The 23,365-nt window shown below is 74.1% G+C and carries 17 protein-coding genes, 3 tRNA genes and 1 pseudogene; 12 read left to right on the forward strand and 9 right to left on the reverse strand.

All coding sequences use genetic code 11. The features are described from left to right. Window positions 1-7: 7 nt before the first annotated feature. Window positions 8-81: transfer RNA gene (locus tag ABZ873_RS17345), tRNA-Lys, on the reverse strand. 222 nt (window positions 82-303) lie between these two features. On the opposite strand from ABZ873_RS17345, the gene ABZ873_RS17350 reads away from it, so the two are divergent. The 5 genes from ABZ873_RS17350 (at window position 304) to ABZ873_RS17370 (ending at window position 7,441) form a co-directional block, all read left to right on the forward strand. Beyond that, a complete protein-coding gene (locus ABZ873_RS17350) occupies window positions 304-1,686 on the forward strand; it encodes a peptidoglycan-binding protein (protein WP_360872198.1) in 1,383 nt (460 codons plus the stop codon). A 1,589-nt stretch (window positions 1,687-3,275) separates the two neighbouring features. Continuing rightward, the gene (locus tag ABZ873_RS17355; protein ID WP_360872032.1) at window positions 3,276-4,748 is read left to right on the forward strand and encodes an SPFH domain-containing protein; all 1,473 of its coding nucleotides are present in this window, start codon (window positions 3,276-3,278) and stop codon (window positions 4,746-4,748) included. A gap of 203 nt (window positions 4,749-4,951) precedes the next feature. Next, window positions 4,952-5,545, forward strand: coding sequence for a lytic polysaccharide monooxygenase (locus tag ABZ873_RS17360; RefSeq protein WP_360872201.1), 594 nt, complete (start codon window positions 4,952-4,954; stop codon window positions 5,543-5,545). Between the two features lie 26 nt (window positions 5,546-5,571). Continuing rightward, entirely contained in the window at window positions 5,572-7,281 is a 1,710-nt protein-coding gene (locus tag ABZ873_RS17365; RefSeq protein ID WP_360872035.1) for an AMP-binding protein, read from the forward strand. A gap of 86 nt (window positions 7,282-7,367) precedes the next feature. Then, window positions 7,368-7,441, forward strand: a tRNA-Lys gene (locus ABZ873_RS17370). A gap of 109 nt (window positions 7,442-7,550) precedes the next feature. Here the strand turns inward: ABZ873_RS17370 and ABZ873_RS17375 are convergent. Continuing rightward, window positions 7,551-8,309 (reverse strand): IclR family transcriptional regulator C-terminal domain-containing protein, encoded by a 759-nt coding sequence (locus ABZ873_RS17375; RefSeq protein ID WP_360872038.1) that lies wholly within the window; start codon window positions 8,307-8,309, stop codon window positions 7,551-7,553. Window positions 8,310-8,549: 240 nt separating this feature from the next. Here ABZ873_RS17375 and ABZ873_RS17380 point away from each other — a divergent pair, with 240 nt between their 5' ends. From ABZ873_RS17380 to ABZ873_RS17400, 5 genes are all read left to right on the forward strand, one after another. Continuing rightward, window positions 8,550-9,695: an LLM class flavin-dependent oxidoreductase gene (locus tag ABZ873_RS17380; RefSeq protein WP_360872040.1), complete on the forward strand. Its 1,146-nt coding sequence runs from the start codon at window positions 8,550-8,552 to the stop codon at window positions 9,693-9,695. A gap of 255 nt (window positions 9,696-9,950) precedes the next feature. Beyond that, complete coding sequence (locus ABZ873_RS17385; RefSeq protein ID WP_360872043.1) at window positions 9,951-11,648, forward strand: glycosyl hydrolase family 18 protein; 1,698 nt, start codon at window positions 9,951-9,953, stop codon at window positions 11,646-11,648. Between the two features lie 155 nt (window positions 11,649-11,803). Beyond that, complete coding sequence (locus ABZ873_RS17390) at window positions 11,804-12,640, forward strand: helix-turn-helix transcriptional regulator (RefSeq protein ID WP_360872046.1); 837 nt, start codon at window positions 11,804-11,806, stop codon at window positions 12,638-12,640. Then, window positions 12,615-12,860: a DUF397 domain-containing protein gene (locus ABZ873_RS17395; RefSeq protein WP_360872049.1), complete on the forward strand. Its 246-nt coding sequence runs from the start codon at window positions 12,615-12,617 to the stop codon at window positions 12,858-12,860. The genes ABZ873_RS17390 and ABZ873_RS17395 overlap by 26 nt, the downstream gene beginning before the upstream one ends. 5 nt (window positions 12,861-12,865) lie before the next feature. Then, complete coding sequence (locus tag ABZ873_RS17400) at window positions 12,866-13,789, forward strand: aminoglycoside phosphotransferase family protein (RefSeq protein WP_360872204.1); 924 nt, start codon at window positions 12,866-12,868, stop codon at window positions 13,787-13,789. 12 nt (window positions 13,790-13,801) lie between these two features. Here ABZ873_RS17400 and ABZ873_RS17405 read toward each other — a convergent pair whose 3' ends face one another. After that, the gene (locus tag ABZ873_RS17405) at window positions 13,802-15,721 is read right to left on the reverse strand and encodes an EAL domain-containing protein (protein WP_360872052.1); all 1,920 of its coding nucleotides are present in this window, start codon (window positions 15,719-15,721) and stop codon (window positions 13,802-13,804) included. 345 nt (window positions 15,722-16,066) lie between these two features. Between ABZ873_RS17405 and ABZ873_RS17410 the strand changes: the two genes are divergently transcribed. Beyond that, entirely contained in the window at window positions 16,067-17,302 is a 1,236-nt protein-coding gene (locus tag ABZ873_RS17410; protein ID WP_360872055.1) for a M6 family metalloprotease domain-containing protein, read from the forward strand. A gap of 63 nt (window positions 17,303-17,365) precedes the next feature. Here the strand turns inward: ABZ873_RS17410 and ABZ873_RS17415 are convergent. From ABZ873_RS17415 to ABZ873_RS17425, 3 genes and pseudogenes are all read right to left on the reverse strand, one after another. Next, window positions 17,366-17,439, reverse strand: a tRNA-Lys gene (locus ABZ873_RS17415). Then, a pseudogene (locus ABZ873_RS17420) lies at window positions 17,430-17,982 on the reverse strand (hypothetical protein); the annotation flags it as partial. The gene ABZ873_RS17415 and the pseudogene ABZ873_RS17420, both read right to left, overlap by 10 nt. Before the next feature lie 215 nt (window positions 17,983-18,197). Further along, complete coding sequence (locus ABZ873_RS17425; RefSeq protein WP_360872058.1) at window positions 18,198-18,542, reverse strand: hypothetical protein; 345 nt, start codon at window positions 18,540-18,542, stop codon at window positions 18,198-18,200. 137 nt (window positions 18,543-18,679) lie between these two features. On the opposite strand from ABZ873_RS17425, the gene ABZ873_RS17430 reads away from it, so the two are divergent. Beyond that, window positions 18,680-19,156, forward strand: coding sequence for a MarR family winged helix-turn-helix transcriptional regulator (locus ABZ873_RS17430; protein ID WP_360872061.1), 477 nt, complete (start codon window positions 18,680-18,682; stop codon window positions 19,154-19,156). Window positions 19,157-19,162: 6 nt separating this feature from the next. Here the strand turns inward: ABZ873_RS17430 and ABZ873_RS17435 are convergent, their stop codons facing one another. From ABZ873_RS17435 to ABZ873_RS17445, 3 genes are read right to left on the reverse strand one after another with little or no spacing between them, the layout of a single operon-like run. Further along, entirely contained in the window at window positions 19,163-20,503 is a 1,341-nt protein-coding gene (locus ABZ873_RS17435; protein ID WP_360872064.1) for an AAA domain-containing protein, read from the reverse strand. Continuing rightward, a complete protein-coding gene (locus ABZ873_RS17440; protein ID WP_360872067.1) occupies window positions 20,500-22,098 on the reverse strand; it encodes a hypothetical protein in 1,599 nt (532 codons plus the stop codon). The genes ABZ873_RS17435 and ABZ873_RS17440 overlap by 4 nt, the downstream gene beginning before the upstream one ends. Continuing rightward, on the reverse strand, window positions 22,086-23,342 hold the full coding sequence (locus ABZ873_RS17445; RefSeq protein ID WP_360872070.1) for a hypothetical protein: 1,257 nt from the start codon (window positions 23,340-23,342) through the stop codon (window positions 22,086-22,088). Before ABZ873_RS17445 ends, ABZ873_RS17440 begins: the two co-directional genes overlap by 13 nt. Window positions 23,343-23,365 lie beyond the last annotated feature (23 nt).

Genomic DNA, 23,365 nt, shown 5'->3' on the forward strand with positions numbered 1-23,365 from the left:
CCGTCTGTGCGCCGCCAGGGACTCGAACCCCGGACCCGCTGATTAAGAGTCAGCTGCTCTAACCAACTGAGCTAGCGGCGCTTGCTGACAGGGAAAACTCTACCCCACGTTCCGTGGTGCTCGTGACCAGCCACGCCCGCCTTGTCCGATTAACCCATGTTTGAGGGGTTTATCGTGCACGATATGTCTGCGCCGTGCCAGATCTGATGCTTTATCAGGTCAGGTCGGGTCCGGGGCTGACCAGTGGAGGAGCAGGGGAGTGGACGGAACCGCATGACCATGCAGCCGCCGGCGCAGGCGCCGATGCCGATGCCCGCCTTCGAGGAGTACGAGCCCGCCGGCGACTGCGCCTGCCGGGGATGCGCCGAGCGCCGCCGCTCCCTCGCCCGCGCGCGGGCCATACCGCTCCGGGACGGCGGGCACCCCGCGGCGCGCGGCGCCCGCCGCGCGCTGGTCCTGGCCACCGCCGCGGGCGTGGTGCTCGGCGGGGCGGGCGGGACGGCCGCCGCGGTGGACGTCGTCGACGCGGTGGGCGCGGCGGAGACGCCGCTCCCCGGCGCGGCGGTGGCCGGGGACGACGGGCCGGGCTCCCCGCAGGGCGCCCGTACCCCGCTGCACGGGCCCAAGGGCGGCCCGGCCGGCAGCCCCGGCGCACCGGCCCGGCCGGGCGTGGTCAGGCGGATCGACCGTACGACGATCATCAACCGGGCGAAGCTGTGGCTGGACGCGAAGGTCCCGTACAGCATGTCCGAGTACTGGACGGACGGCTACCGGCAGGACTGCTCGGGCTATGTCTCCATGGCCTGGAACCTGGGCTCGAACGAGTGGACCGGCAGCCTCGCCTCCTTCGCCACGAAGATCACGAAGGAGCAGCTGCTCCCGGGCGACATGCTGCTCTTCCACAACCCGGCCGACCCCAACAACGGCTCGCACGTGGTGATCTTCGGCGGCTGGGTGGACGAGACGCGCACGCACTACGTGGCCTACGAGCAGACGCGCCCGACGACGCGGAAGCTGGCCACGCCGTACGGCTACTGGGCCAACGCGGCGAAGTACGTCCCGTACCGGTTCAACGGGGTGACGGGCGGGGTCGTCCCCGGGGCCCCGGACGGCGGCGACAAGCCGCCCGCGCCGGGGCCGCGGCCGGGGGACGTCAAGGCGTTCCCGGGGGCGGCGAAGTTCGCCGCCGGTGCCACGAACGACGCGGTGGGGCAGCTGGGCCGGATGCTGATCGAGCGGGGCGGTTACCGGTTCTACCCGAAGGGGGTGGCGGACCGGACGTGGAGCGAGCACGACCGGCTCGCGACGCAGGCGTTCCAGCGGGCCCAGGGCTGGACGGGCGCGGAGGCGGACGGGGTCCCGGGCGCGCACACCTGGCGGCTGCTGGTGGAACGCCAGGGCAAGGACATCCCGCCGCTGGTGGGCGGCGCGCCGGGGCCGGGCGGCGTACGGGCCTACCCCGGGGCGGCGGTGTTCCGGCCGGGGCAGACCCATCCGGCGATCGAGTCCCTGGGCCGCCAACTGATCAAAAAGGGCTTCGGCAAGCACTACACGACCGGGCCGGGCCCGCGCTGGAGCGAGGCGGACCGCCGCAACGTCGAGGCGTTCCAGCGCGCGCAGGGCTGGCGCGGCGCGGCGGCCGACGGCTACCCGGGCCCGGAAACCTGGCGCCGGCTGTTCGCATGAGGGAGTCAACGATGTACCCCACCCGCACCACAACCACCACCGGCACCCTCCACCTCCTCCCACCCCCCACCACTTTCGGCTGGGCCCAAGCCACCCCGCCGTACGGCACCCACGTCACCCCGGGGGCGGCGGATCCGGTATCCCCGGCCCGGCCGACACCGGGCGGTCCCGAGCGCTTGGCGGCGCAGCCGGACCCGGCGCGCGCGCCCGGCCAGACCCCCTGCCCGCAGGCGGCCCCCGGGCTGGACGGTCCCGAGCGCCAGGCGGCGCAGCCGACGGGGCCCGGCCGGGCCCCGTGGCCCGAGGCGGTGCCGCACGCGGCCTCTACGCTGGGCGAAGCCCAGCGGCCCGCACCGCAGACGGCCCCCGGCCGGTCCCCCTGGCCGGAGGCCCTGCCGCACCCGGATTCCGCGCTCGCGCGGGGCGCGGAACTTCCCGCGTCGCACCCGATGTGGTCCGGCCGGGGCCCGTGGCCCAAGACGCTGCCGCACGCGACCTCCGCCCCGGGCGAAGCCCAGCGGCCTGCTCCGGGCCGGGACTTCGTTCCCGCGTCGGGCGGCGGCCAGCATTTCGCGCCTCAGGCTGCGCCCGGCCGGTCCCCCTGGCCGGAGGCGCTGCCGCACCCGGATTCCGCGCCCGCGTCCCGGCACCCCGCGCCGCACGCGGATCCCGCACTGGGCGGTGCCCAGGGGCCCGCGCCGTACGCGGGGCCCGCGTCCGCGCGGCTGGCGCCGGAGGCGGACCCGGCGTCCGCGCCGGGCATGGCTTCCGGGCCGGGGGCGCTGCCGCGCCCGGACTCCGTTCCCGCGGCGGGGGCGTTGTCGCACCCCGGCTCCGTGTCCGCGTCGGGCGCCGCTCGGCGCTCCGCGCAAGGGGAGGGCGTGGCCGGGCGTATGCCGTGGCCTGAGGTGGTGCCGCACGCGGGTTCCGTGCCCGCTTCGGTCGGGGCCGCGGGGTCCGCGCCGTCGGCGGAGGCGGCTCAGGCTGTGCCTGCGGCCCGCCCGGAGCCCGCCCAGCCGCAGGCTGATGCCCGTACCCCCTGGCCTGCGACCCCGCCGCATGCCGACCAGGCGCCCGCGCAGGCCGTGCCTGCGGCCCGGCCCGAGTCGGAGCCCGTGGTTCCGGCTGCTGCGCCGCACGCGTCGCACCTGCCCGCCCTGGCGCCGGAGGCGGACTCCGTGCCCGCGCACGGCGGGGCCGTCCTGGCGTACTCGTCGGACCCCGGTCCGGGGGCAGGACACGTGCCCGCTCCGTCGCCGGACGCGGATTCGGCGCCCGTAGGAGGTAAGGCCGAGGGCGTTGCTGCCTCGGCGGCTTCTGGCCCCGGGGCAGCGCGCCCGCCCGTACTGGCGCCGGAGGCGGACTCCGTGCCCGCGCGCGCCACGGCCGCGTGGCCGGAGCCCGCCGGCCGCGCCGCCTCGGCGGATCGCAGCCCCGGTACAGCGCACCTGCCCGCGCCGTCGCCCGAGGCGGATTCCATTCCCGCGCCCGGCAAGGCCGCATGGCCGGAGGCCGAGGGTGGCGCCGCCTCGGCGGAGCCCGGCCCCCGTGCAGCGTGCCTGCCCGCGCCGTCGCCGGAGGCGGACTCCGTGCACGCAGCCGGCAAGGCCGTGGGCCCGGCTGCCTCGCCGTACTCGGGGGACCCCGGCTCCGTGGCAGCGCACCTGCCCGAGGCGGACTCCGTTCCCACGCCCGCCAAGGCCGCATGGCCGGAGGCCGCGGGTGGCGCCGCCTCGGCGGACCCCGGCCCGGGGGCAGCGCACCTGCCCGCGCCGGCGCCCGAGGCGGATGCCGCCGCGGCCACCGGCTTCGCCGTCCGCCCGGAGGGCGAACTGGACGCCGCCTCGTGGCGGCACGCCGGGCACGGCCCCGGGGCGGAGACCCCCGTCGGGCCCCCGCCGCAGGCGGGATTCGGGCGCGGCGGTGTGGAGGGGCGCAGCGGCGTGCCCGGCCCCGGCGTCGTCGAGATCGTGGCGCAAGCCGTCGCGCGGGGGATGGGGGACGGGGGTGACACCCTCGGGCTCGTCGGCGTCGCGGCGGCCCCGCACGCGCGGGGGGTCAGCGCCGTGCCCGCGGGGCTGCCGTTCCCGGAGGCCGCCGCCGCGCGGCCCGCGCCCGCCCCGCGCCCCCGCGCGCCCCGCCCCGCCCCCGGGCGCCGCGTCCCCCGCGGGGACGACCGGCTGCGGGAGCACCGCGGCCCCGTGCTCCCCGGCTGGGCCGGCGTCGCCGTCGGCGGGCTCGCGCTCGCCGGCTGCGCCGCCGTGCTCTGGCGGGCCGGAGCCGTCCCCGACGCCCTCCTCGCCGCCTTCGGCGCGGCCCCCCGCGCCTACCAGGGGCTCCGCCCCGCCCACTGGCCCCCGCTCGCCTTCCTCGGCATCGTCGCCCTCGTCGCACTCGGCGGCCTCGGCCGCTCCCGTACCGGCCACGCCTGGGTGCTCACCCTCTTCGGCCGCTACCGCGGCACGGTCCGCCGTACCGGCCTGACCTGGGTCAGCCCCCTCCTCCTGCGCCGCCGCGTCGACATCCGCCTGCGCCACTGGCGCAGCGACCCCATGCCCGCCGTGGACTCCGGCGGCCTCGCCCTCCAGGTCGTCGTCCAAGTGGTCTGGCAGGTCAGGGACACCGCCCGCGCCACCCTCGCCGTCGAGGACCACACCGACTACCTCGCCGAGCAGGTCGAGTCGGCCATGGCCCGCGTCCTGTCCCAGCTCCCCGCCGACGCCTTCCACGAGGACGCCCCGACCCTGCGCGACGCCGAGGCCGTCGGTGACGCCCTGACCCGGATGCTCGCCGCCGAGACCGAGGCCGTCGGCATCGAGGTCTTCTCGGCGCAGCCGACCAGGATCGAGTACGCCCCGGAGGTCGCGGAGGCGATGCGCCGCCGCCGGGTCGCCGCGATCGACGCCAAGCACCGCGACACCGTGCTGACCTCGGTGGTCGACGCGGTGGACGACACCGTCCACCGGCTGACCTCCCGCGGCCTCGTCGAGCTCGACGACTACGAGCGCAAGGCCCTGGTGAAGGACCTCACGGTGGCCTTCTATACCGGCCGCACCGACTGACAGCACCACGCACCACGCACCACGCACACGGGAACGGGTGGCCGGAAGCATACGGACCACCCGTTCCCCCATTGGTCTGGACATGGCCAACTCCTGTCAATAATCTGGGACTTGGTCTAGACCTGAATGCCCCGCACCACCCCACCCCGCGCGCGCTCACCGAACTCCCCCCACGTTCAAGGAGCCTCATGCGTACCGTCCGCATGCCCCGCCGGGCCGGCGTCGCCACGCTCGGCCTCGGCCTCGTCGCCGGCATCACCCTCCTCGGCGCCCCCAACGCCACCGGCCACGGCTACACCGACACCGCCATCAGCCGCCAGAAGCTCTGCGCCAACAGGACCGTCTCCGACTGCGGAGCCATCCAGTGGGAGCCGCAGAGCGTCGAGGGCTTCAAGGGCTTCCCCGCCGCCGGTCCCGCCGACGGCAAGATATGCGCCGGCGGCCTGCCGCAGTTCGCCGAGCTCGACAACCCCCGCGGCGGCGCCTGGCCCACCACCAGGCTCACCTCCGGCCAGAGCTACGGCTTCGGCTGGCAGTTCACCGCCAACCACTCCACCACCGACATCAAGTACTACGTCACCAAGAACGGCTGGACCGGCACCAAGGCCCTCACCCGCGCCGACCTCGACCCCCAGCCCTTCCTCACCGTCGCCTACAACGGCGCCCGCCCCGCCATGACCACCGTCCACCAGGGCAACCTGCCCGCGGGCAAGACCGGCCGCCACCTGATCCTCGCGGTCTGGACCGTCAACGACACCCCGATGGCCTTCTACGCCTGCTCCGACGTTCAGTTCTGACGCTACGTCAGCTACCCTCCGGCGGCATGCGGAGGACGACGACGACAGCACCGGTGACCGTCGCGGAGCTCATCGCGAGCCGATGGGGCGATCACCGGCCCGGACTCAGGTACGAGGAACGGGGCGACGGCGACGGCCGGCCCGCCCGGTACCGCGTCCTCACCCACCACCGCACCGCCCAGGAGTCCGCCGCCCGCGCCGCGCTCCTCGTCGACCTCATGCCCGCCGGAGCACATCCGCACCTCGGGGTCCTGCTCGACAACACCCCCGAGTTCCCCTTCTGGCTCGGCGCGGCGGCCCTCGCCGGGGCCGCCGTCGCCGGGATCAACCCCACCCGCCGCGGCCCCGAGCTGGCCCGCGACATCCTGCACACCGACTGCCGACTGCTGATCACCGAGCCCGCCCACCTGCCGCTGCTGCGCGGCCTGGACCTGCCGGGCGTACGGATCCTCGTCACCGGCACCGAGGAGTACGCCGCCCTCCTCGCCCCCTACGCCGCCGCCGCGCCCGGCGCCGCCACCCTGCGCGCCCCCGCCTCCGGCTCCCGCTTCCTGCTCTACTTCACCTCCGGCTCCACCGGCGCCCCCAAGGCCGCCGTCTGCACCCAGGGCCGGATCGCGGCCGCCGGCTCCGCGCTGGCCCGCCGCTTCGCGGTCGGACCGCAGGACGTGCACTACGTCTGCATGCCGCTCTTCCACGGCAACGCCGTCATCGCGGACTGGATGCCCGCCCTCGCCGGCGGGGCCGCGGTCGCGCTGCGCCGCCGCTTCTCGGCCTCGGCCTTCCTGGACGACGTACGGGCCCACGGCGCGACCTACTTCACCTACGTCGGCCGGGCCGTGCAGTACCTCCTGGCCACCGAGCCCCGCCCCGACGACCGCGACCACCCCCTGCGGCTCGGCTTCGGCACCGAGGCCGGGGCCGTGGACGCCGCCCGCTTCACCGAGCGCTTCGGGGTCCGGCTGGTGGAGGGGTACGGGGCCACCGAGGGCGGGGCCTCCGTCCAGAGCACCCCGGACACCCCGCCGGGCGCCCTCGGCCGGGCCGGCGCGGGGGAGGACCTGGCGGTGATCGACCCGGAGACGGGCGAGGAGTGCCCGCCGGCCGTCCTGGACGGGGACGGCCGCCTGCGCAACGGCTCCGAGGCCATAGGCGAGCTGGTCAACCGGGGCGGCGGCCTCTTCGAGGGGTACTGGCGCAACCCGGAGGCGGAGGCCGAGCGCACCCGGGACGGCTGGTACTGGACGGGGGACCTCTTCTTCCGCGACGCCGACGGCTTCCTCTACTTCGCGGGCCGCACCGACGACCGGCTCCGGGTCGACAGCGAGAACCTGGCCGCGGCGGTGATCGAGAACATCCTGGCCCGCTGGGAGCCGGCGGCCGCCGTCGCCGTCCACGCCGTCCCGGACGAGGCGGCGGGGGACCAGGTCATGGCGGCCGTGGCCCTCCGGGAGGGCGCCCGGTTCTCCCCGGAGGAGTTCGCCGCCTTCCTCGCCGCGCAGCCGGACCTGGGCACGAAGATGGCCCCGCGCTATGTGCGGCTCGTTTCCGCCATGCCCGTGACGGCCACCAACAAGATCCACCGCGCGGCCCTGCGCCGTACCGGCTTCCGCTGCCCGGATCCCGTCTGGCACCGCACCCCGGCCGGGGGCTACGCCCCGCTCACCCCGGCGGCCCTGACCGCCCTCCTGGGCCGGTACGCCGACCACGGCAGGGCGCACCTGCTGGACGGGTAGCGGCCCGGCCGCCGCCCCCCCGCCGGGCCGCCCGCTCGTGGTGTGGAGCACCCCTGGGGACCAGGTAGTATTTTCTCTGTCAGCAGGCGCCGCTAGCTCAGTTGGTTAGAGCAGCTGACTCTTAATCAGCGGGTCCGGGGTTCGAGTCCCTGGCGGCGCACCTGTCCTTCGGGCGGTTACCGGTTCACCGGTAACCGCCCGAAGTGTTTTCCGGCTGTTCGCCGGGTGTCTTCCGGCCGATGTTTTCCGGCCCCTCCCGCTGCGCAGTCCTAGAGGGTGAGCGACAGCAGCAGCGGTGCGGCCTTGCGGTTCAGGGTGTCGGCCGCCGCCCGCAGCCGGTGCGCGTGCTCGACGGGCATCGACAGGGCCAGGCAGCCGACCGAGGCGCCCGCGGTGATCGGGACGGCCGCGCAGACCGTGCCCACGGCGTACTCCTGGAGGTCCAGCATCGGGACGGTGGCGGGCTGGGCGTCCAGCTTCGAGAAGAGGATCCGCTCGTTCACGATCGTCTTCGAGGTGAGCCGGGCGATCTTGTGGCGGGAGAGGTGGTCGCGCCGCCCGTTCAGGTCCAGCTGGGTCAGCAGGCACTTGCCGACCGCGCTGGCGTGGGCGGCGGAGCGGAAGTCGACCCACTCGTGGACCTTCGGCGTGCGCGGGCTGTCCGCGAACTGCGTGATACGGACCTCGCCGTCCACATAGCGGCTGATGTACACGGCCGCGCCGACCGAATCGCGCAGCCGGTCCAGGGTCTCCTGGAGCTTGTCGGTCAGGGCCTGCTTGCGGTCGACGCCGGAGCCGAGCAGGACGAGGGAGTCCCCCATGGCGTACGCGCCGTCCGCGACCTGGAGGACGTATCCCTCGCGGCGCAGCATGAGCAGCATCGGGGCGAGGTGGCCCACGGGCAGGCCGGTGTCACGCGCGATCTGCGCGTCGGTCACGCCGCCGGGGTGGCGGGCGATCGTTTCGAGTACGCGCAGTGCGTACTGCACCGAGTGGAACGGCGCGGTCGGCTCGGGCTTCAGCGCCACGGTTTCCCCCTAGCAGGTTGTTACCGCTTGCCCTACCACGATAGCCATCAAGGGGGCTCTGTGGAGCGCCTGTTGAGGAGATTGATGGCTCAATCAAGTCGGTCTGCCTGGATCTACCCCAGAGGCATATGCCACGGTCAACGCGCTCGTCCCGGCCCGCCGGGAATGCCCGGCGCCCCTTCATGGTTCGAATTCCTCGTACGGTGCCATACGCATGCGCAGCACGTGACAGGAGCGACGATGAGTGACCCGGGCGACGCAAACCGGCCACACCGGACCGACCGCGGAGCGGAAGCCGCGGCCCGCGACCCCCACGGGATCCGCGGCGCCGCCCCCGGGCGGGCACCCGTGCCCCTGTCCGTGCTCGACCTCGTCACCGTCGGGGCCGGGAGCACCGCCCGCGAGGCGCTGCGGACCAGCGTGGACATAGCCCGGCTCGCCGAGGCCCGCGGGTACCACCGGCACTGGGTGGCCGAGCACCACTCCATGCCCGGCGTTGCCAGTTCCTCGCCCGCCGTGATCCTGGCCCACCTGGCCGCGCACACCTCCCGCATCCGCCTCGGCTCCGGCGGCGTCATGCTGCCCAACCACGCCCCCCTCGCCGTCGCGGAGCAGTTCGGCACGCTGGAGGCGCTCGCGCCCGGCCGGATCGACCTCGGGCTCGGCCGCGCCCCCGGCACCGACGGCCGCACCGCCGCCGCCCTGCGCGGGCCCGGCCGCCTCGACGAGGCCGCGGACGAGTTCCCGCGCCGGCTCATGGAGCTCACCCGCTTCCTCGACGACGACTTCCCCGACGGGCACCCCTACGCCCGCGTGCACGCCGTACCCGGCCCGGTGCAGGGCCCCACCGCCCGCCCGCAGCTCTGGCTGCTCGGCTCCTCCGGTTTCAGCGCCCGCCTCGCCGGCGAGCTCGGCCTGCCCTTCGCCTACGCCCACCACTTCTCCGCCGCCGGCACGATCCCCGCCCTCGACCTCTACCGCGAGAGCTTCCGCCCCTCCGCCGTCCTGGACGCGCCCTACGCCGTCATCGGCGTCTCCGCCCTCGCCGCCGACACCGACGAGGAGGCCCGCGCCCAGGTGCTCACGGGCGCGCTGTCCATGCTCCGGCTGCGCACCGGCCGCCCCGGGCTCGTGCCCACGCCCGAGGAGGCCGCCGCGTACCCGTACACCCCGCTGGAGCGGGAGTTCGTCGACGGCTGGCTCGCGAACATCGTCCACGGCACCCCCGGCGCGGTCGCCGACGGCCTCGACGGGCTCGCCAAGCGCACCGGCGCGGACGAGCTGATGCTGACGGCCAACGCCCACAGCGGGGCGGCCCGGCTGCGCTCCTACGCACTCGTCGCGGACGCGTACGGCATGCCCGCGGAGGTACCCGCCGCCGACTGACCGCGTGCCAACGGGGTTTGGCTGGTTCATTGCCAAAACCTTGCGGAAGCGTGTCTCAAGGCAGCCTTAAACCGCTCGTCACCCGGGGTGGCGGGCGGTTTCTGATGTGCGCTCAGGTCTCTGACTTGGGGAAATAGCGCGGCAGTGGTCTAGTCCTTCTTTGGTCCGAACCATTGACGGGGCGCCGGAGTGATCGCTATCACTTCTCTCACCCGAACTTCCCGCTCTCTCCTCCCACCCCACCGGAGGCAGTTCATGCACATCCGTAAACCCCTCATCGCCGCCGCCGCGACGGTCGCGCTGGCCGGCGGGGCGCTCGCCTCCTTCGCGGGGCTGGGCACGGCCCAGGCGGCCGGCGCCTCGGCCGGTGCCGCGGCGGGCGGCGTCCGCATCGCCTACTACGACCAGTGGAGCGTGTACGGGAACGCCTTCTATCCCAAGCACCTCGACACCCGCGGCATCGCCGGCAAGCTGGACGTGCTGAACTACTCGTTCGGCAACATCCACCCCACCGAGCTGACCTGCTTCGAGGCCAACAAGGCGGCGGGCGACGACAACAACCCCAACGCGGGTGACGGCGCGGGCGACAGCTACGCCGACTACCAGAAGTCGTTCAGCGCCGCCGACAGCGTCGACGGCGTCGCCGACAAGTGGGACCAGCCGATCGTGGGCGTCTTCAACCAGTTCAAGGAACTGAAGGCCAAGTACCCCCACCTCAAGATCAACATCTCGCTGGGCGGCTGGACGTACTCCAAGTACTTCCACGACGCGGCCAAGACCGACGCCTCCCGCAAGAAGTTCGTCGCCTCCTGCATCAAGCAGTACATCAAGGGCGACCTCCCGGTGGAGGGCGGCTTCGGCGGCCCCGGCACCGCGGCGGGCATCTTCGACGGCATCGACATCGACTGGGAGTACCCGGGCTCCTCCGGCGGCCACCTCGGCAACCACTACGGCCCCGAGGACAAGCAGAACTTCACCCTCCTGCTCCAGGAGTTCCGCAAGCAGCTCGACGCCGAGGGCGCGGCCAACGGCGGCAAGAAGTACCTGCTCACCTCGGCCCTCCCGGCCGGCCAGGACAAGATCAAGTACATCGAGACCGACAAGATCGGCCAGTACTTGGACTACGCCAACATCATGACGTACGACATGCACGGCGCCTGGGACGGCGACGGCCCGACCTACCACCAGTCCCCGCTGTACCCCTCCGCGGCCGACCCGACCGACCCGATCGCGCCGGGCACCGAGAAGTACAGCATCGACAACGCCATCGACTCCTGGATCGACGGCAACCCGGCCTACGGCATCACCGGCGGCTTCCCCGCCAACAAGCTGACGCTGGGCTACGAGTTCTACTACCGCGGCTGGAAGGGCGTCCCGGCGGGCAGCACCCACGGCCTCGCCCAGACCGCGACCGGCGGCTCCGGCGCGCGACCGCTCAGCCAGCAGGCGGGCATCGCGCACTACAAGGAGCTCGGCGGCATCGTCGACAACCCGGCGACCACCTTCTGGGACGACCAGTCGAAGTCCTCGTACTTCTACAAGGACGGCGAGTTCTTCACCGGCCTCAACCAGAAGTCCATCCAGGCCCGGGTGGACTACGGCAAGCAGCGCGGTCTGGCCGGCGCGATGATGTACTCCCTGCTCGGCCTGGACAACAACGCCACGCTGCTGGGCCAGATCTCGGACGCCCTCGGTGGCACCACGGTCCCGCCGACCACCCCGCCCACGACGCCTCCGACGACCCCGCCGACCACGCCCCCCACCACCCCGCCGACCACGCCTCCGACCACCGGCTGCGGTGCGACTCCGGCGTACGTGGCGGGCACGGTCTACACGGCGGGCAAGGAAGTCGCCCACAACGGCCGCAAGTACAAGGCCCAGTGGTGGACGCAGAACGAGACGCCCGGCACCACGGGTGAATGGGGTGTCTGGAAGGACCTCGGCGCCTGCTGATCTCCCCCCACCCCGCGCCGAGCGACGCCTCCGCCCCGCCCCGGATCTCCGGGTGCGGGGCGGAAGTGTCACATGGTTATGGGATTTCCGGTACCCCTGCGTGGCGCGATCGCTACGCTCGGCGATATCTGCCAATCCCTTGGGGGTGCCGTCGCATGGTCCTGACCCGTCGTGACATCGATCCCAGTGAGTCGCCGCTGGCGTACTACGGCTCCGAGCTGAGGCGGCTGCGTGAAGCCGCAGGGTTCAAGCAGCAGAGGTTGGGCGACATCATCTACTGCACCGGTTCGCTGATCGGCATGGTCGAGAACGGCCGCCGCATCCCGACCCGGGATTTCTCGGAGCGCATTGATGCCGCCCTCGGAACGGACGGCCACTTCTCCCGCCTGGTCGGGCTCGTCCTGCGCAGCGTGCTGCCGACGTGGTTCCGGGCCTACGCGGAGATGGAGGCCCGGGCCACGTTCATCTCCACCTTCCAGGCCCAGGTGGTCTACGGGCTGCTACAGACGGAGGCATACGCGAAGGCCCTGCTGAGCGTCGAGTTCCCCGACCGGGCTGACGACATCGCGGCGGCCCGGATCGAGCGTCAGCGGATCCTGGGCCGTGACGAGCCGCCGGCGCTGATGGTGGTGCTGGACGAAGCGCTGCTGCACAGGAACGTCGGCGGTCGTGAGGTCATGCGCAACCAGCTGTCCCACCTGTTGAGCTTTGCTGACCGGCCCTGGGTCCAGATCCAGGTGATGCCGTTCTCATCCGGTGAACACAGCGCAATGACTGGATCGTTCAACCTCCTGCGCTTCGACCGGGAGCCTGACCTCTTCTACCGGGAGAGCTACGACTCCGGTCATATGACAGCTAACTCGCAGCTGATCAAGCAGCGTTCAGTCGGCTACGCTCGGCTGCAAGCCGACGCCCTCTCGCCGAGGGAATCGGCCCTTCTGATCGCACGTGTAATGGAGGAGCGCTATGGGGACCAGCCTGCTTTGGCGTAAGTCGTCCTACAGCAGCACCAACGGGGGCGACTGCGTCGAGTGCGCACCCCTCGGCGGCGTGGCCTGGGTCAAGGCGTCGTACAGCAGCACCAACGGAGGCGACTGCGTCGAGGTGGCCGCTCAGCCCTGCAAGGTAGCCGTGCGGGACTCCAAGTGGGCCGACGGGCCGATGTTCAGCGTCGGGCCCGAGGCGTTCGGGGCGTTCGTCCGGAGCCTGTGAGCACCCTGCCGGGCGCCACCCGCGCATGGGTGGGGAACGCCCTGGCCGAGTCGGAACGTATCGCGGAGGTCGTACCGCTGCGCGGCGGCTGGACCTCCGAGATGCGCCGCCTTGAGCTGCGGCACGGCCCGGCGGGCCCCCGCTCGCTCGTGCTGCGGTCCTTCACGAAGCCCTTCTACGTCCGCCACGCGGAAGGGCTGTTGACCCGGGAGGCCGACATCCTGCGGCTCCTGGGCGACACCGACGTGCCCGCCGCCACGCTCGTGGCGGTGGACGCGACGGCCCGGCACTGCGCGCACCCCTCGCTGCTGATGACCCTGCTCCCCGGCGCCGTACAGCTGGCCGACGAGGGGGCGCAGGCGCGGGCCGAGCTGATGGCGCGGCAGCTGGTGCGGATCCACCGGCTGCCGGTGACAGGGCGGCGGCCCCGGGACTACCAGGCGTGGACCTCGCCCGAACGGGTGAGCCCGCCCACCGGTACCGCCCGGCCGGACCTCTGGGCGCGGGCCGTCGACGTCATCCGGCGGGAACCCCCGGCCTACGAAGGCCGTTTCCTGCACAGGGACTTCCACCCGGGGAACATCCTCTTCACGGGGAGCGGGCCCGAGGCGTCGATCAGCGGTGTCGTCGACTGGGTGGAGACCTCCTGGGGCCCCGCCGACCTCGACGTCGCGCACTGCTCGACGGCGCTCGCCCTGCTCCACGGCGCCCCCGCCGGCCTCCGCTTCGCGGACCGGTACCTCGCCGCCGGGGGCGTGCTGGCTCCCGACGGCGCGTCGCGCCTCTACTGGCGGCTGCTCGACGCCCTGGCGTTCGCGCCGGACGCGGAGAAGGTGGCCGTGCCGTGGCGCGAACTGGGCCGCGCCGACCTCACGTCCGAGGTCCTGGCCGGGAGGCTGGAGGACTACCTCGCGGCCCTCCTCGGCTGAGCCCCCTGCGGGTCAGACCAGCGGATGCGGAGCCGGTTCGTCCGGCTGGGCCGCGGGCGCCGGGCCCACGCGGTGGCCGATCATGCGGGCGATCACCTCCGGGGCCACCGCCCGCGAGTACAGCCAGCCCTGGCCCGTGTCGCAGCCGACCCGCCGCAGCCGGGCCGCCTGGCCGGCCGTCTCCACGCACTCCGCCGTCACCGTGAGGCCCAGCCGGTGCGCGAGCTGTACCAGCGCCTCCACGATGGTCTCGTCGGCCGGATTCGGGTGCGCGCCCTCCTCGTAGCGGAAGCCCTTCACGAAGGAGCCGTCCAGCTTGAGGACCGACACCGGGAGCCGGCTCAGATAGGCCAGGTTCGAGTAGCCCGTACCGAAGTCGTCGATGGCGATCCGCACGCCCATGTCGCTCAGCGCCTGGAGCGCCTGGAGGGGGCGCCCGGCCGAGCCCATCACGGCCGATTCGGTCAGCTCCAGCTGGAGCAGCTGCGGGGCCAGGCCCGTCTCGGCCAGGATCTCCGCGACATCGCCCACCAGGTCCGAGTCCCACACCTGCCGCACCGCGACATTCACCGAGACGAAGACCGGCGCGTCGCTCGGCTGCTCGATCTGCCAGCGCCGGGCCTGCCGGCAGGCGGTCCGCAGCACCCACTGCCCGAGGGGGACGATGGAGCCGTCCTCCTCCGCGATCCCGATGAACCGATTCGGCGTCAGCGTGCCGAACTGCGGGTGGTTCCAGCGCACCAGCGCCTCCACCCCGCGCAGCGCCCCGCTGTCCAGATCCACCAGCGGCTGGTACTCCAGCGCGAACTCGCCGCGCTCCACGGCCGGCCGCAGCGTGGAGGAGAGCGCCTGCCGGGTCATGCGGTGCGCGTTGCGCTCCGGGTCGAAGAGGGTCCAGCGGGCCTTGCCGTCCGCCTTGGCCCAGTACAGCGTCGTATCGGCGGCCTGCATCAGGCCGGTCGCGGAGGTGCCGGCGGCGGCCCGCTCCACCACGCCGATGGAGGCGGAGACCGACAGCCGCTGCCCGGCCAGGTCGAAGGGCTCCTGCACCGCCGTGAGCACACTGCGGGCCAGCTCCGCCAGCTGCTCGGTGCCGGTGGAGTCCTCCACGAGCAGCGCGAACTCGTCCCCGCCGAGCCGGGCCACGAGATGCCCGCCGGTGCGGCCGTAGCCGGACTGGTCGGCGCACTGGGAGAGCCGGGCGGCGACGGCGGTCAGCAGCCGGTCCCCGACCCGGTGGCCGAGGGTGTCGTTGACCGCCTTGAAGCCGTCCAGGTCCAGGTAGCACAGGCCGATCCGGCCGGTGCCGCCGCCGTGCTCGTAGGAGGCGGACTCCAGGGCGCCGGAGAGCCGTTCGAAGAACAGCGCGCGGTTGGGCAGCCGGGTGACCGGGTCGTGCATCTGGAGGTGCCGCAGCCGCGCCTGGAGGTCGCGCCGGTCGCTGATGTCCGCGACCGACAGCAGTACGTTCCCCGTGCCCGGTACGGGCCCCAGCGTGACCTCCGTCCACAGCGAATGCCCGTCGGGGTGCTTGAGCCGCCGGGTGCAGCGCAGCCGCGCCTGCCGCCCGCGCAGCACCTCCTGGTACGCCGCCCAGGTGCGGGCCTCCGCGCCCAGGTCGACCAGATCGGCGGCGCAGCGCCGGACGAGGGCCTGCGGTTCGCTGCCCAGCAGCCCGGCGAAGGCGTGGTTCGCGGTGACCACGCGGCCGTCCCGGTCCACCACGGCCATGGGGAGGTGGGCGGCGTTGAAGGCGGCCCGGTAGTCGCGCGACTCGGACTCGGCGGCCGGAATGGGGGCGATGGCCGGATTGACCGGATTGCCGGGATCGGCCGGGCCGGACGGCACTGCCGGCACTGCCATGTGACGCTCCGTGATGGCCGATCGGATGCTGTCGGCCGCCGAACCGGTTCCTTCTGAGGTTCCGCTCACCGTTGGCCCCGCCGTGTTCGTGAGTGTCCGTGCAGGAAAGTGTGCCGATCATAGAGGCTGCCGGGAGGCTCTATCCAGCGGCGTCGCCGCGGAACACGGTGAGGTTCGGCGTGATGACGGATCGTCGGCCGTGACCGGCTCGATCGTTTCTGCGCGGCTCTGGACAGGATCCGCCCCCTCCTGATCCCCGGTGATCGGTCGTGACGTTCTGTAGGGAGGGGCGTGAAGTCCGGGGGTCACCGGCTTGCCGTATCGCTCACTCGTGTGGGGCACCGGAACAGGGCGTTAGTAAGACAATCGACTCAAGGTGGCTAAACAGGAACGAATCCACCACCGGAGGTCGATGTGACGCGACAGCAGACACCCGGGGGAGTGGACCGCTCTCGCGTCCGAAGTACCGCCGCGGCCCTCACCTCCTTGACGGCGCTCGCCGCCATGTCGCTCGTGGCCGGCCCCGCCGTGGCCGAGTCCGGGGCCGCGCCGTGCGCGCTGACGCGGACGGCGGCGCACCACTCGCTGGGCCTGGACAGCTGGAACGGCGCCTACCCCAAGCCCGTGCGCACCCTCAACGCGGTCATGGTCTTCCTCTCCTTCCCCGACCACCGCACCACCCTCCCCACCCGCACCCTCACCCGCGACTACTTCCCCTCCACCAGCGATTTCTTCGAGCGGGCCTCGTACGGCCGCTTCAAGCTCGTCCCCCATCCGCAGCAGCGGTGGATCCCGATGCCCCGGCCGTCCACCGCCTACGGCATAAAGCGGGACTGGGCCCCCGCGGACCGGGCGGCCTATCTGCGGGACGCGGTGGCCGCCGCCGACGCCCAGGTCGACTTCGGGCAGTACGACGTCGTCTACTTCGTGGCCGACCCGGACGCGCCCGGGGTGGACTCCGACGCCACCAAGGTCGTCAACTTCGACCGGCCGATCGTCGCGGACGGCGCGGAACTGCGGCGCATCGTCACCGTCTTCGAGCGCCACCCGCCGGACCGCAACGTCCTGGCCCACGAGACCGGGCACGTCTTCGACCTGCCCGACCTCTACCACCGGCCCACGGACGGAAAGGGCGACTGGGACACCTACGTCGGTGACTGGGACGTCATGGGCAGTCAGTTCGGCATGGCCCCCGACCTCTTCGCCTGGCACAAGTGGAAGCTCGGCTGGCTCGACCCCTCGCAGGTGGACTGCGTGCAGTCCGGCTCCTCCCTGCACACCCTCCAGCCGCTGGCGGAGGTCCCGCCGGACGGCGGTACGGGCGGCACCCGGCTCGCGGTGATCCGTACTGGGCCCGGCAGCGCGATCGCCGTCGAGGCGCGGGGCTCCGCCGGGAACGACGGGGACACCTGCACCGAGGGGGTGCTCGTCTACCGGGTGCGCAACGAGGCGGCCTCGGGCGGCGGCCCGATCGAGGTCCTGGACGGCCATCCGCGCACCGAGGCGTGCTGGGACCGCTCGGTGTACCCGCCGCTGGCGGACGCGCCGCTGGAGGTGGGGGAGACGTACACCGTGCCGGGGGAGCGGATCACCATCGAGGTCGCGGACCGGACCCGGTCCGGGGCCTACACGGTGAAGATCACGACCTAGCGCCCGGAACGCTCGCGACACGAAGAAGGCCCCCCACTCGCGTGGGGGGCCTTCTTCCGTCTGTGCGCCGCCAGGGACTCGAACCCCGGACCCGCTGATTAAGAGTCAGCTGCTCTAACCAACTGAGCTAGCGGCGCTTGCTGACAGGGAAGACATTAGCAGGAGGATCCGCGGAACGAAAAATCGATATCCGCTGGTCCGCCCGGTGCGGCCGGAGCGGGCGTGCGGGCCGCCCGTACGAAGGCCCACAGCAGGGCGTCGGGCCCGGGGAGCCGGGGCTCGCGCGTCTCCGGGGCCACCACCCACCGGGAGGAGCCCGGCCCGGCGGCCAGCGGCGGCACGGTCACGGCGTCCCCGAGGCCGTGGCACAGCGGCGCCGGGGTGCTCCGGGAGCCGCCCCACTCCTCCCAGGCCAGCAGCGCGGGCAGCCGGTGGGCGGTACCGGGGGCGGCGAACAGCAGCATCCGGCCGCGGTGCACGGCGACGGGCCCGCAGCCGGGGCCCTGGGGGCGCAGCAGGTCCAGGATCCGGCGCCCGGGGACGAGCGGGACGTTGACGACGTCGAAGGCGACCCCGCACGGCAGCGTGGCCGGCAGTCCGGGCCGCGCCTGCCACAGCGCGAGGGTGCCGCGCGGGTGGGCGGACGCGGAGGCCAGCCAGGCGGCGCCCTGCGGGGTGACGTGCGTGCCGGGGGCGGTGCGCGGGGCCTCGGCGCGCGCGGGGAGGGCGGTGCGTCCGTGGGCCGTCGTCAGCGTCGTCATATGCCAGGTCTACCCGGCGTAGCGGGCCGAACCCCCGGAGTTACCGAAAACCCGGACACGGCGGCCCGGAGGGGCGTATCGTGCGCCCCGCATATGCCTGCTGCCGGTGGTACCGGGCCAGGGCCGGGCAGGTCCTACGTGAGGTCGGCCCGGCCGCGCTGGAGGGATTCGCCGAACTCGATCATCCGGCGGGCGTAGTCCTCGGTCCACTCCGCCTGCGCGGCGATCGCGTCGGGGGAGAGCCGGTCGAAGCGGCGCGGGTCCGCCAGCTGGGCCGCCGCCAGCGCCTGGAACTCCACGGCCCGCTCCTGCGCCGCCCGGAAGGCGAGCGTCAGCTCGGTCGCGCGGGCCAGCAGCTCGCGCGGGTCCTCGATGGACTCCAGGTCGAAGAAGTGCTCCGGATCCGCCGTGGCCTCGGCGGGTTCGAAGAGCAGCGGCGCCGGCCGCAGCCGCCGTCCGGTCCGCTCGGGCTCTGCCATGCCTGTCCTCCTGCTGCGCTGCGAAATCCTGCCGGGCCACCGTCCATTGTCCAACGGCGCGCAAGTGCGCATGCGCGGATGACCGCCCGTCAGGCCGGCATAGATGATGTGTCATCGAACTGGCTACAGTGGAAGCCATGACAGCCCCACCCGAGCCGCGCTGGCTCACCGAGGCCGAGCAGGACGCCTGGTATGCCTGGCGGCGGATGTTCCCGCTGGTCAACGCCGGGATCGCGCGGGATCTGACCCGGGACAGCGGACTCTCCGAGGCCGACTACGACGTGCTCTCCGTGCTCGGCTCCGCCGACGGCCACCGCACGCGCATCAGCACCCTGGCCGAACTGCTGCGCTGGTCCCGCAGCCGGGCCTCCCACCAGCTCAGCCGCATGGAACAGCGCGGCATCCTGCGCCGCGAGGAGGTCGAGGGCGACGGGCGCGGTGCCGAGGTGGTGCTGACCCCCGACGGCGTGAGCGCGATCACCGAAGCGGCCCCGCTGCACGTGGAGTCCGTACGCCGCCATCTCGTGGACGTCCTCACGCCCGAGCAGCTGCGCACCCTCGCCGAGGTCGGGGAAGCCCTCCGGGAAGGGCTCGGGGCGCCCCCGCGGGCGTAGGACCGCTCAGGGGCGCCAGGCCACCCGGTGCTCCGCCAGGTGCGCCAGCACCGAGTGGTTCGCCTCCCAGCCGTCCGGGAACTTCACCGTCACGCCCAGCTGCACCGGCTCCGTCGACGGATGGTCGTCCAGCAGCTCCGCGATACCCGCCCGCGCCACCACCACGCAGGCGTGCCGGTGCCGCGAGGCCAGCACGCACAGCCGGCCCGTCTCCAGATGGAAGGCCGTCGCGTCCGGCCGGCCCGACAGCGGATGCAGGACCACCGTCAGGTCGTACTCCCGTCCCTGGAGCCGGTTCGCGGTGTCCACCGTCACCCCCGCCACGCCGAGCCCGGCCAGCGCCGCGCGCACCGCCGCCGCCTGGTCGCGGTGCGCGGTGCCCACCGCGATCCGGTCGGCCGTCAGCGGGGCCGGGACGGAGGACCGCTCGTCGGAGGTCACCGCCCCGCGGTCCAGGGCCCGGCGCACCACCAGCGCCACCGCCGCCACCGCCTCCGGGTCCGTGCGCGGCGTGTGCCGCGCGGGCAGCTCCAGCAGGCCCCAGCCCGCCTCGGCCGCCTCGTCCAGCACCCGGTCCGGACCCGACCCGTCCGAGGCCACGCCGTACGACAGCCGCCGCTCGCCCGGCCCCGTACCGCTGCGGAACTGCGTGTACGGGTAGAACGCGCGGGAGACCAGCGGCGCGGCCGTCGCCGGGAGCCGCCAGGACACCGGCAGCCGGTGCTGCGGCAGCTGCGGATTGTGCGCCAGCAGCGTGCTCACCGCCGACGCCGAAGGGTCGTAGGACAGCCCCGCCCACTGCTCCGCGCCGACCACGCTGAACGGATCCAGCTGCCCCGGATCGCCCACGAACAGCGCCCGCTCGAACAGGCCCGCCACCGCGAGCAGCGCGTCCGAGCGCATCTGGTACGCCTCGTCCACGATCGCGTGCTGCCAGGGCTCCACATCCTTGACGTAGGCCCATTTCGCCGCCGTCGACAGCGTGATCGGCAGCTCGGCCAGATCCCCCGGCTTCGCCGACAGGGTCACCGAGGACAGCTCGCGCAGCGCCGGATCGTAGGCGTCCCCCTCGCTGCTGTGCAGCCGGCCGACCCGCAGCTCCGGATCCTTCTCGGCCAGCCGCAGCACCAGGTCGTCCACCTGCGCGTTCGTCTGCGCCACCACCATCAGCCGGCGGCCCGCCGCGGCCAGCTCGCGGGCCGCGCGCACCACCAGCGTGGACTTCCCGGCGCCCGGCGGGGAATCCACCACCACGCCCCGCTCCGTGCCGTGCAGGGTGTCGTGCAGGATCGCTGCGGTCGCCCGGGCGGCCGCGGCCCCCGGGTCGAAGGCGGCGGGTGCGATCACAGGATGTCCTCGTCGGTGACGGCGTCGGGCAGGTGGACGGCGCCCGCGGACCCGGGCGGGCCGCCGTGGGTCCAGGGCGTGGCCTCCGGATCCGGGAGCTTCGGGCCGCCGCGCGCGTCGTGCTCGAAGAGCGTCCAGCACAGCCGGTCGCCCTTCTCGGGAACCGAACCGGGCTCCGGGTCCCGGCCGCGCCCCATCTTGTCGAGGAGGCGCAGCACGACCTGGCCGTCCTCCTCGTAGCGGACGAACTGCGCGCTCTGCGGGCGGCCGTCCAGCGAGCGGAACACCTTCCCGCCGCCGCCGTCCGCGAGCTGCGGACTGTCCTCCGTCGCCACCGTGACCAGCGGGCGCGGACTGGGCCGCTTGGACTCCGTCCACTCCATCACCACCTCGGTGACCTCGCCCGCGAACGCCTCGCCCGCCAGCCGGCGGCCCGCCATCACCAGCGGATCGTCCAGCGCCTCCTGGGCGTCCAGCCGGACCTGCTCGGTCTCCCGCGTGGCCAGCTTCTGCGCCGCCGTCACCGCGTCGTCGCGGCGCGGCTGCGGGGGCTCGCCGGCCCGGACGCGGTCGCGGTGGCCGGTGTAGGACCAGCGGTCGCGCGTCCAGCGCTCCTCGGCGCGCTCGCCGGGGGGCAGCGCGCGGACCAGGTCGACGGCCTCCCAGGTGCTCCACCAGGTACGGGACATCTGCTCCACGACGAGGCGGCGCACGGCCTGCTCGGCGGCGCGCACGGCGTTGTCGTCCTGCGGGGCCTCCTCGCCCGCGTGGCCGGTGGCGAGGGCGGCGCGGGCGGCGTCGTAGCGGGCGATGGCCGGGGCCAGCAGCTTGTTGTCGAAGGCCGGATCGGTGGCCGGACCGGCCGGCGGGCACAGCAACTGGCCCGCCGCGTCCCGCTCCAGCTCCGCGCTCAGCGCCACCTCGGCGCCGGACCGGCCCTCGGGCGGGGCGATCCAGCCCAGCAGGGCGCCCAGGTGCTGGTCCTCCAGATTGCTCTGCCCGGTGGCCCAGTGCCGCGACAGCAGGTCCGTGGCCGCGAGCAGCATCGAGGAGCCGGGCACGCGCGAGCGCTCCGCCAGATGGGTGAACCAGCGGCCCAGCATCGGCACCCGCGAGGGCGCCGGGAACGGATTGTCCGGGTCCTCCTCGGCCGTCCGCCGGAACCGCATCGACCGCCCCAGCAGCCGTACGTACTCGATGCCCGCGCGGCTCGGCACGATCAGCTGCGGGGCGTCCACGCACAGCTCGGTCTCGACCTTGACCCGCTTGCCCGTCTCCGGATCGGTCTCGGTGCGCTCGGCGGGCTCGGTCTCGTCCGCGTACGCCTCGATATGGGCCAGCACGTCCACGGCCAGCTCCGCGAGGAAGGCCCAGCGCAGGTCGCGGTCGCGGGGCTGCGGTATGACGAAGACCCGCGGCGCGTGGCGGTCGGTGCCGACCAGCGCGCCCAGCGGAGCGCCGGCCTCACCGGCGGTGGTGAGCGGGACGAAGACCATCGGCTTCTCGCTCAGGTGGCGGTGCCGGACGGTGGCGAGGGGGCGGGCCTGCCCGGCGCGGACGGCTTCCAGCCGGGCCAGGGTGCTCAGCAGGGGCATGCGGGGCCCTCCGAGGGCTCGTACGGGGGCTCCGGGTGCGCGGCCTCGGGGTGCGCGGCCTCGGGGTGCGCGGGCTCCGGGTGCGCGGGCCGGGCGTGCGGCAGCCGGGCCGCGGCCTCTTCCAGGGCCTCGGCGCGCAGGCGGGCGGCGCGGTGCAGGGCCTCCGCGGTCGGATCCTCGGCGGGGCCGTCCCCGGCGGCCGCCGCGAGGGCGGCCTCGACGGTGGTCAGCCCGCCCAGCTCGCCGCGCACGGAGCGGCCCAGCGCGGTCACCCGGTCCGCGGCGCGGGCCCGCTCGCGGCAGTGGAAGGCCAGCTCGCAGGCGGCCAGGCACTCCGGCGCGTACGAGGCGTCCACCGCGGCCACGGCCTCGGCCAGCTCCTCGGCGGTGCGCTGCGGGTCGAAGCTGAGCCCGGCGGGGAGGGCGGCGGCCAGCTCCTCGACGCGGGTCAGCCGGTCGAGCTGCCGGCGGGTCACGGCGCGCTCGCGGCGGATGTCGACGGGGGCGGCGGCCGGCAGGTTGGAGAAGTCCTTCGGGCAGACCAGCAGCACGGTGTGCCCGACCTCGGCGCCGGCCAGCTTCTCGGCGGTGCGCTCCAGGGCCAGGACGTACACGGCGGCCTGGCGGGCGGCGGCGCCCACCTTCGCGGCGTCGGCCGCGCCGTCGATCATCGGGAAGGACTTGATCTCCACCACGGTCCAGCGGCCGTCCGGATGCACGACGACGGCGTCGGGCTCCAGATAGGCCGGGGAGCCGGCCACCTCCAGCGCCAGCATGGGATGGTCCAGCAGGGTCCAGGCGCCGTGCTCCCGCCCGGCGGCGGTGGCCTCGCGCAGCGCGAGCGCGGTCCGCGCGGCCCGGCCCTCGGGCCCGGCCGCGGTGAGATCCGGGACGCGGGCGCCGGTGGCGGGGGGCTCGGCGGAGGGATCGAGCCGGGCGTGCACGAGCCGCAGCAGCTCGGCGCCGCCGTCGGCCTTGACGCGGGCCTCGAAGGAGTTGCCGCGGACGATCGCGAACTGCGACTGGCCGAAGGCGGCGGGCGAACCGAGGGCGGTGGCCAGGGCGTTCTTGTCCACGCCGGCACCGTCGAGCAGGGCGCGTCTGCCGCAGCCGGGATTGGCGGCGAGCGCTGCGAGCGCCCGCGCGTCGAGCGGGCGGGGCGGCACGGCGGGACCGCGCAGACCGGCGAGCCGCTGGCGCAGCGTGGTCGGCTGCGCGGGGCTGCTGGGCGGGTAAGAGCTCACCCGCGGAAGTGTCCCATCCGCCA

Source organism: Streptomyces sp. NPDC047014, from assembly GCF_040644195.1.
Classification (GTDB): Bacteria; Actinomycetota; Actinomycetes; order Streptomycetales; family Streptomycetaceae; genus Streptomyces.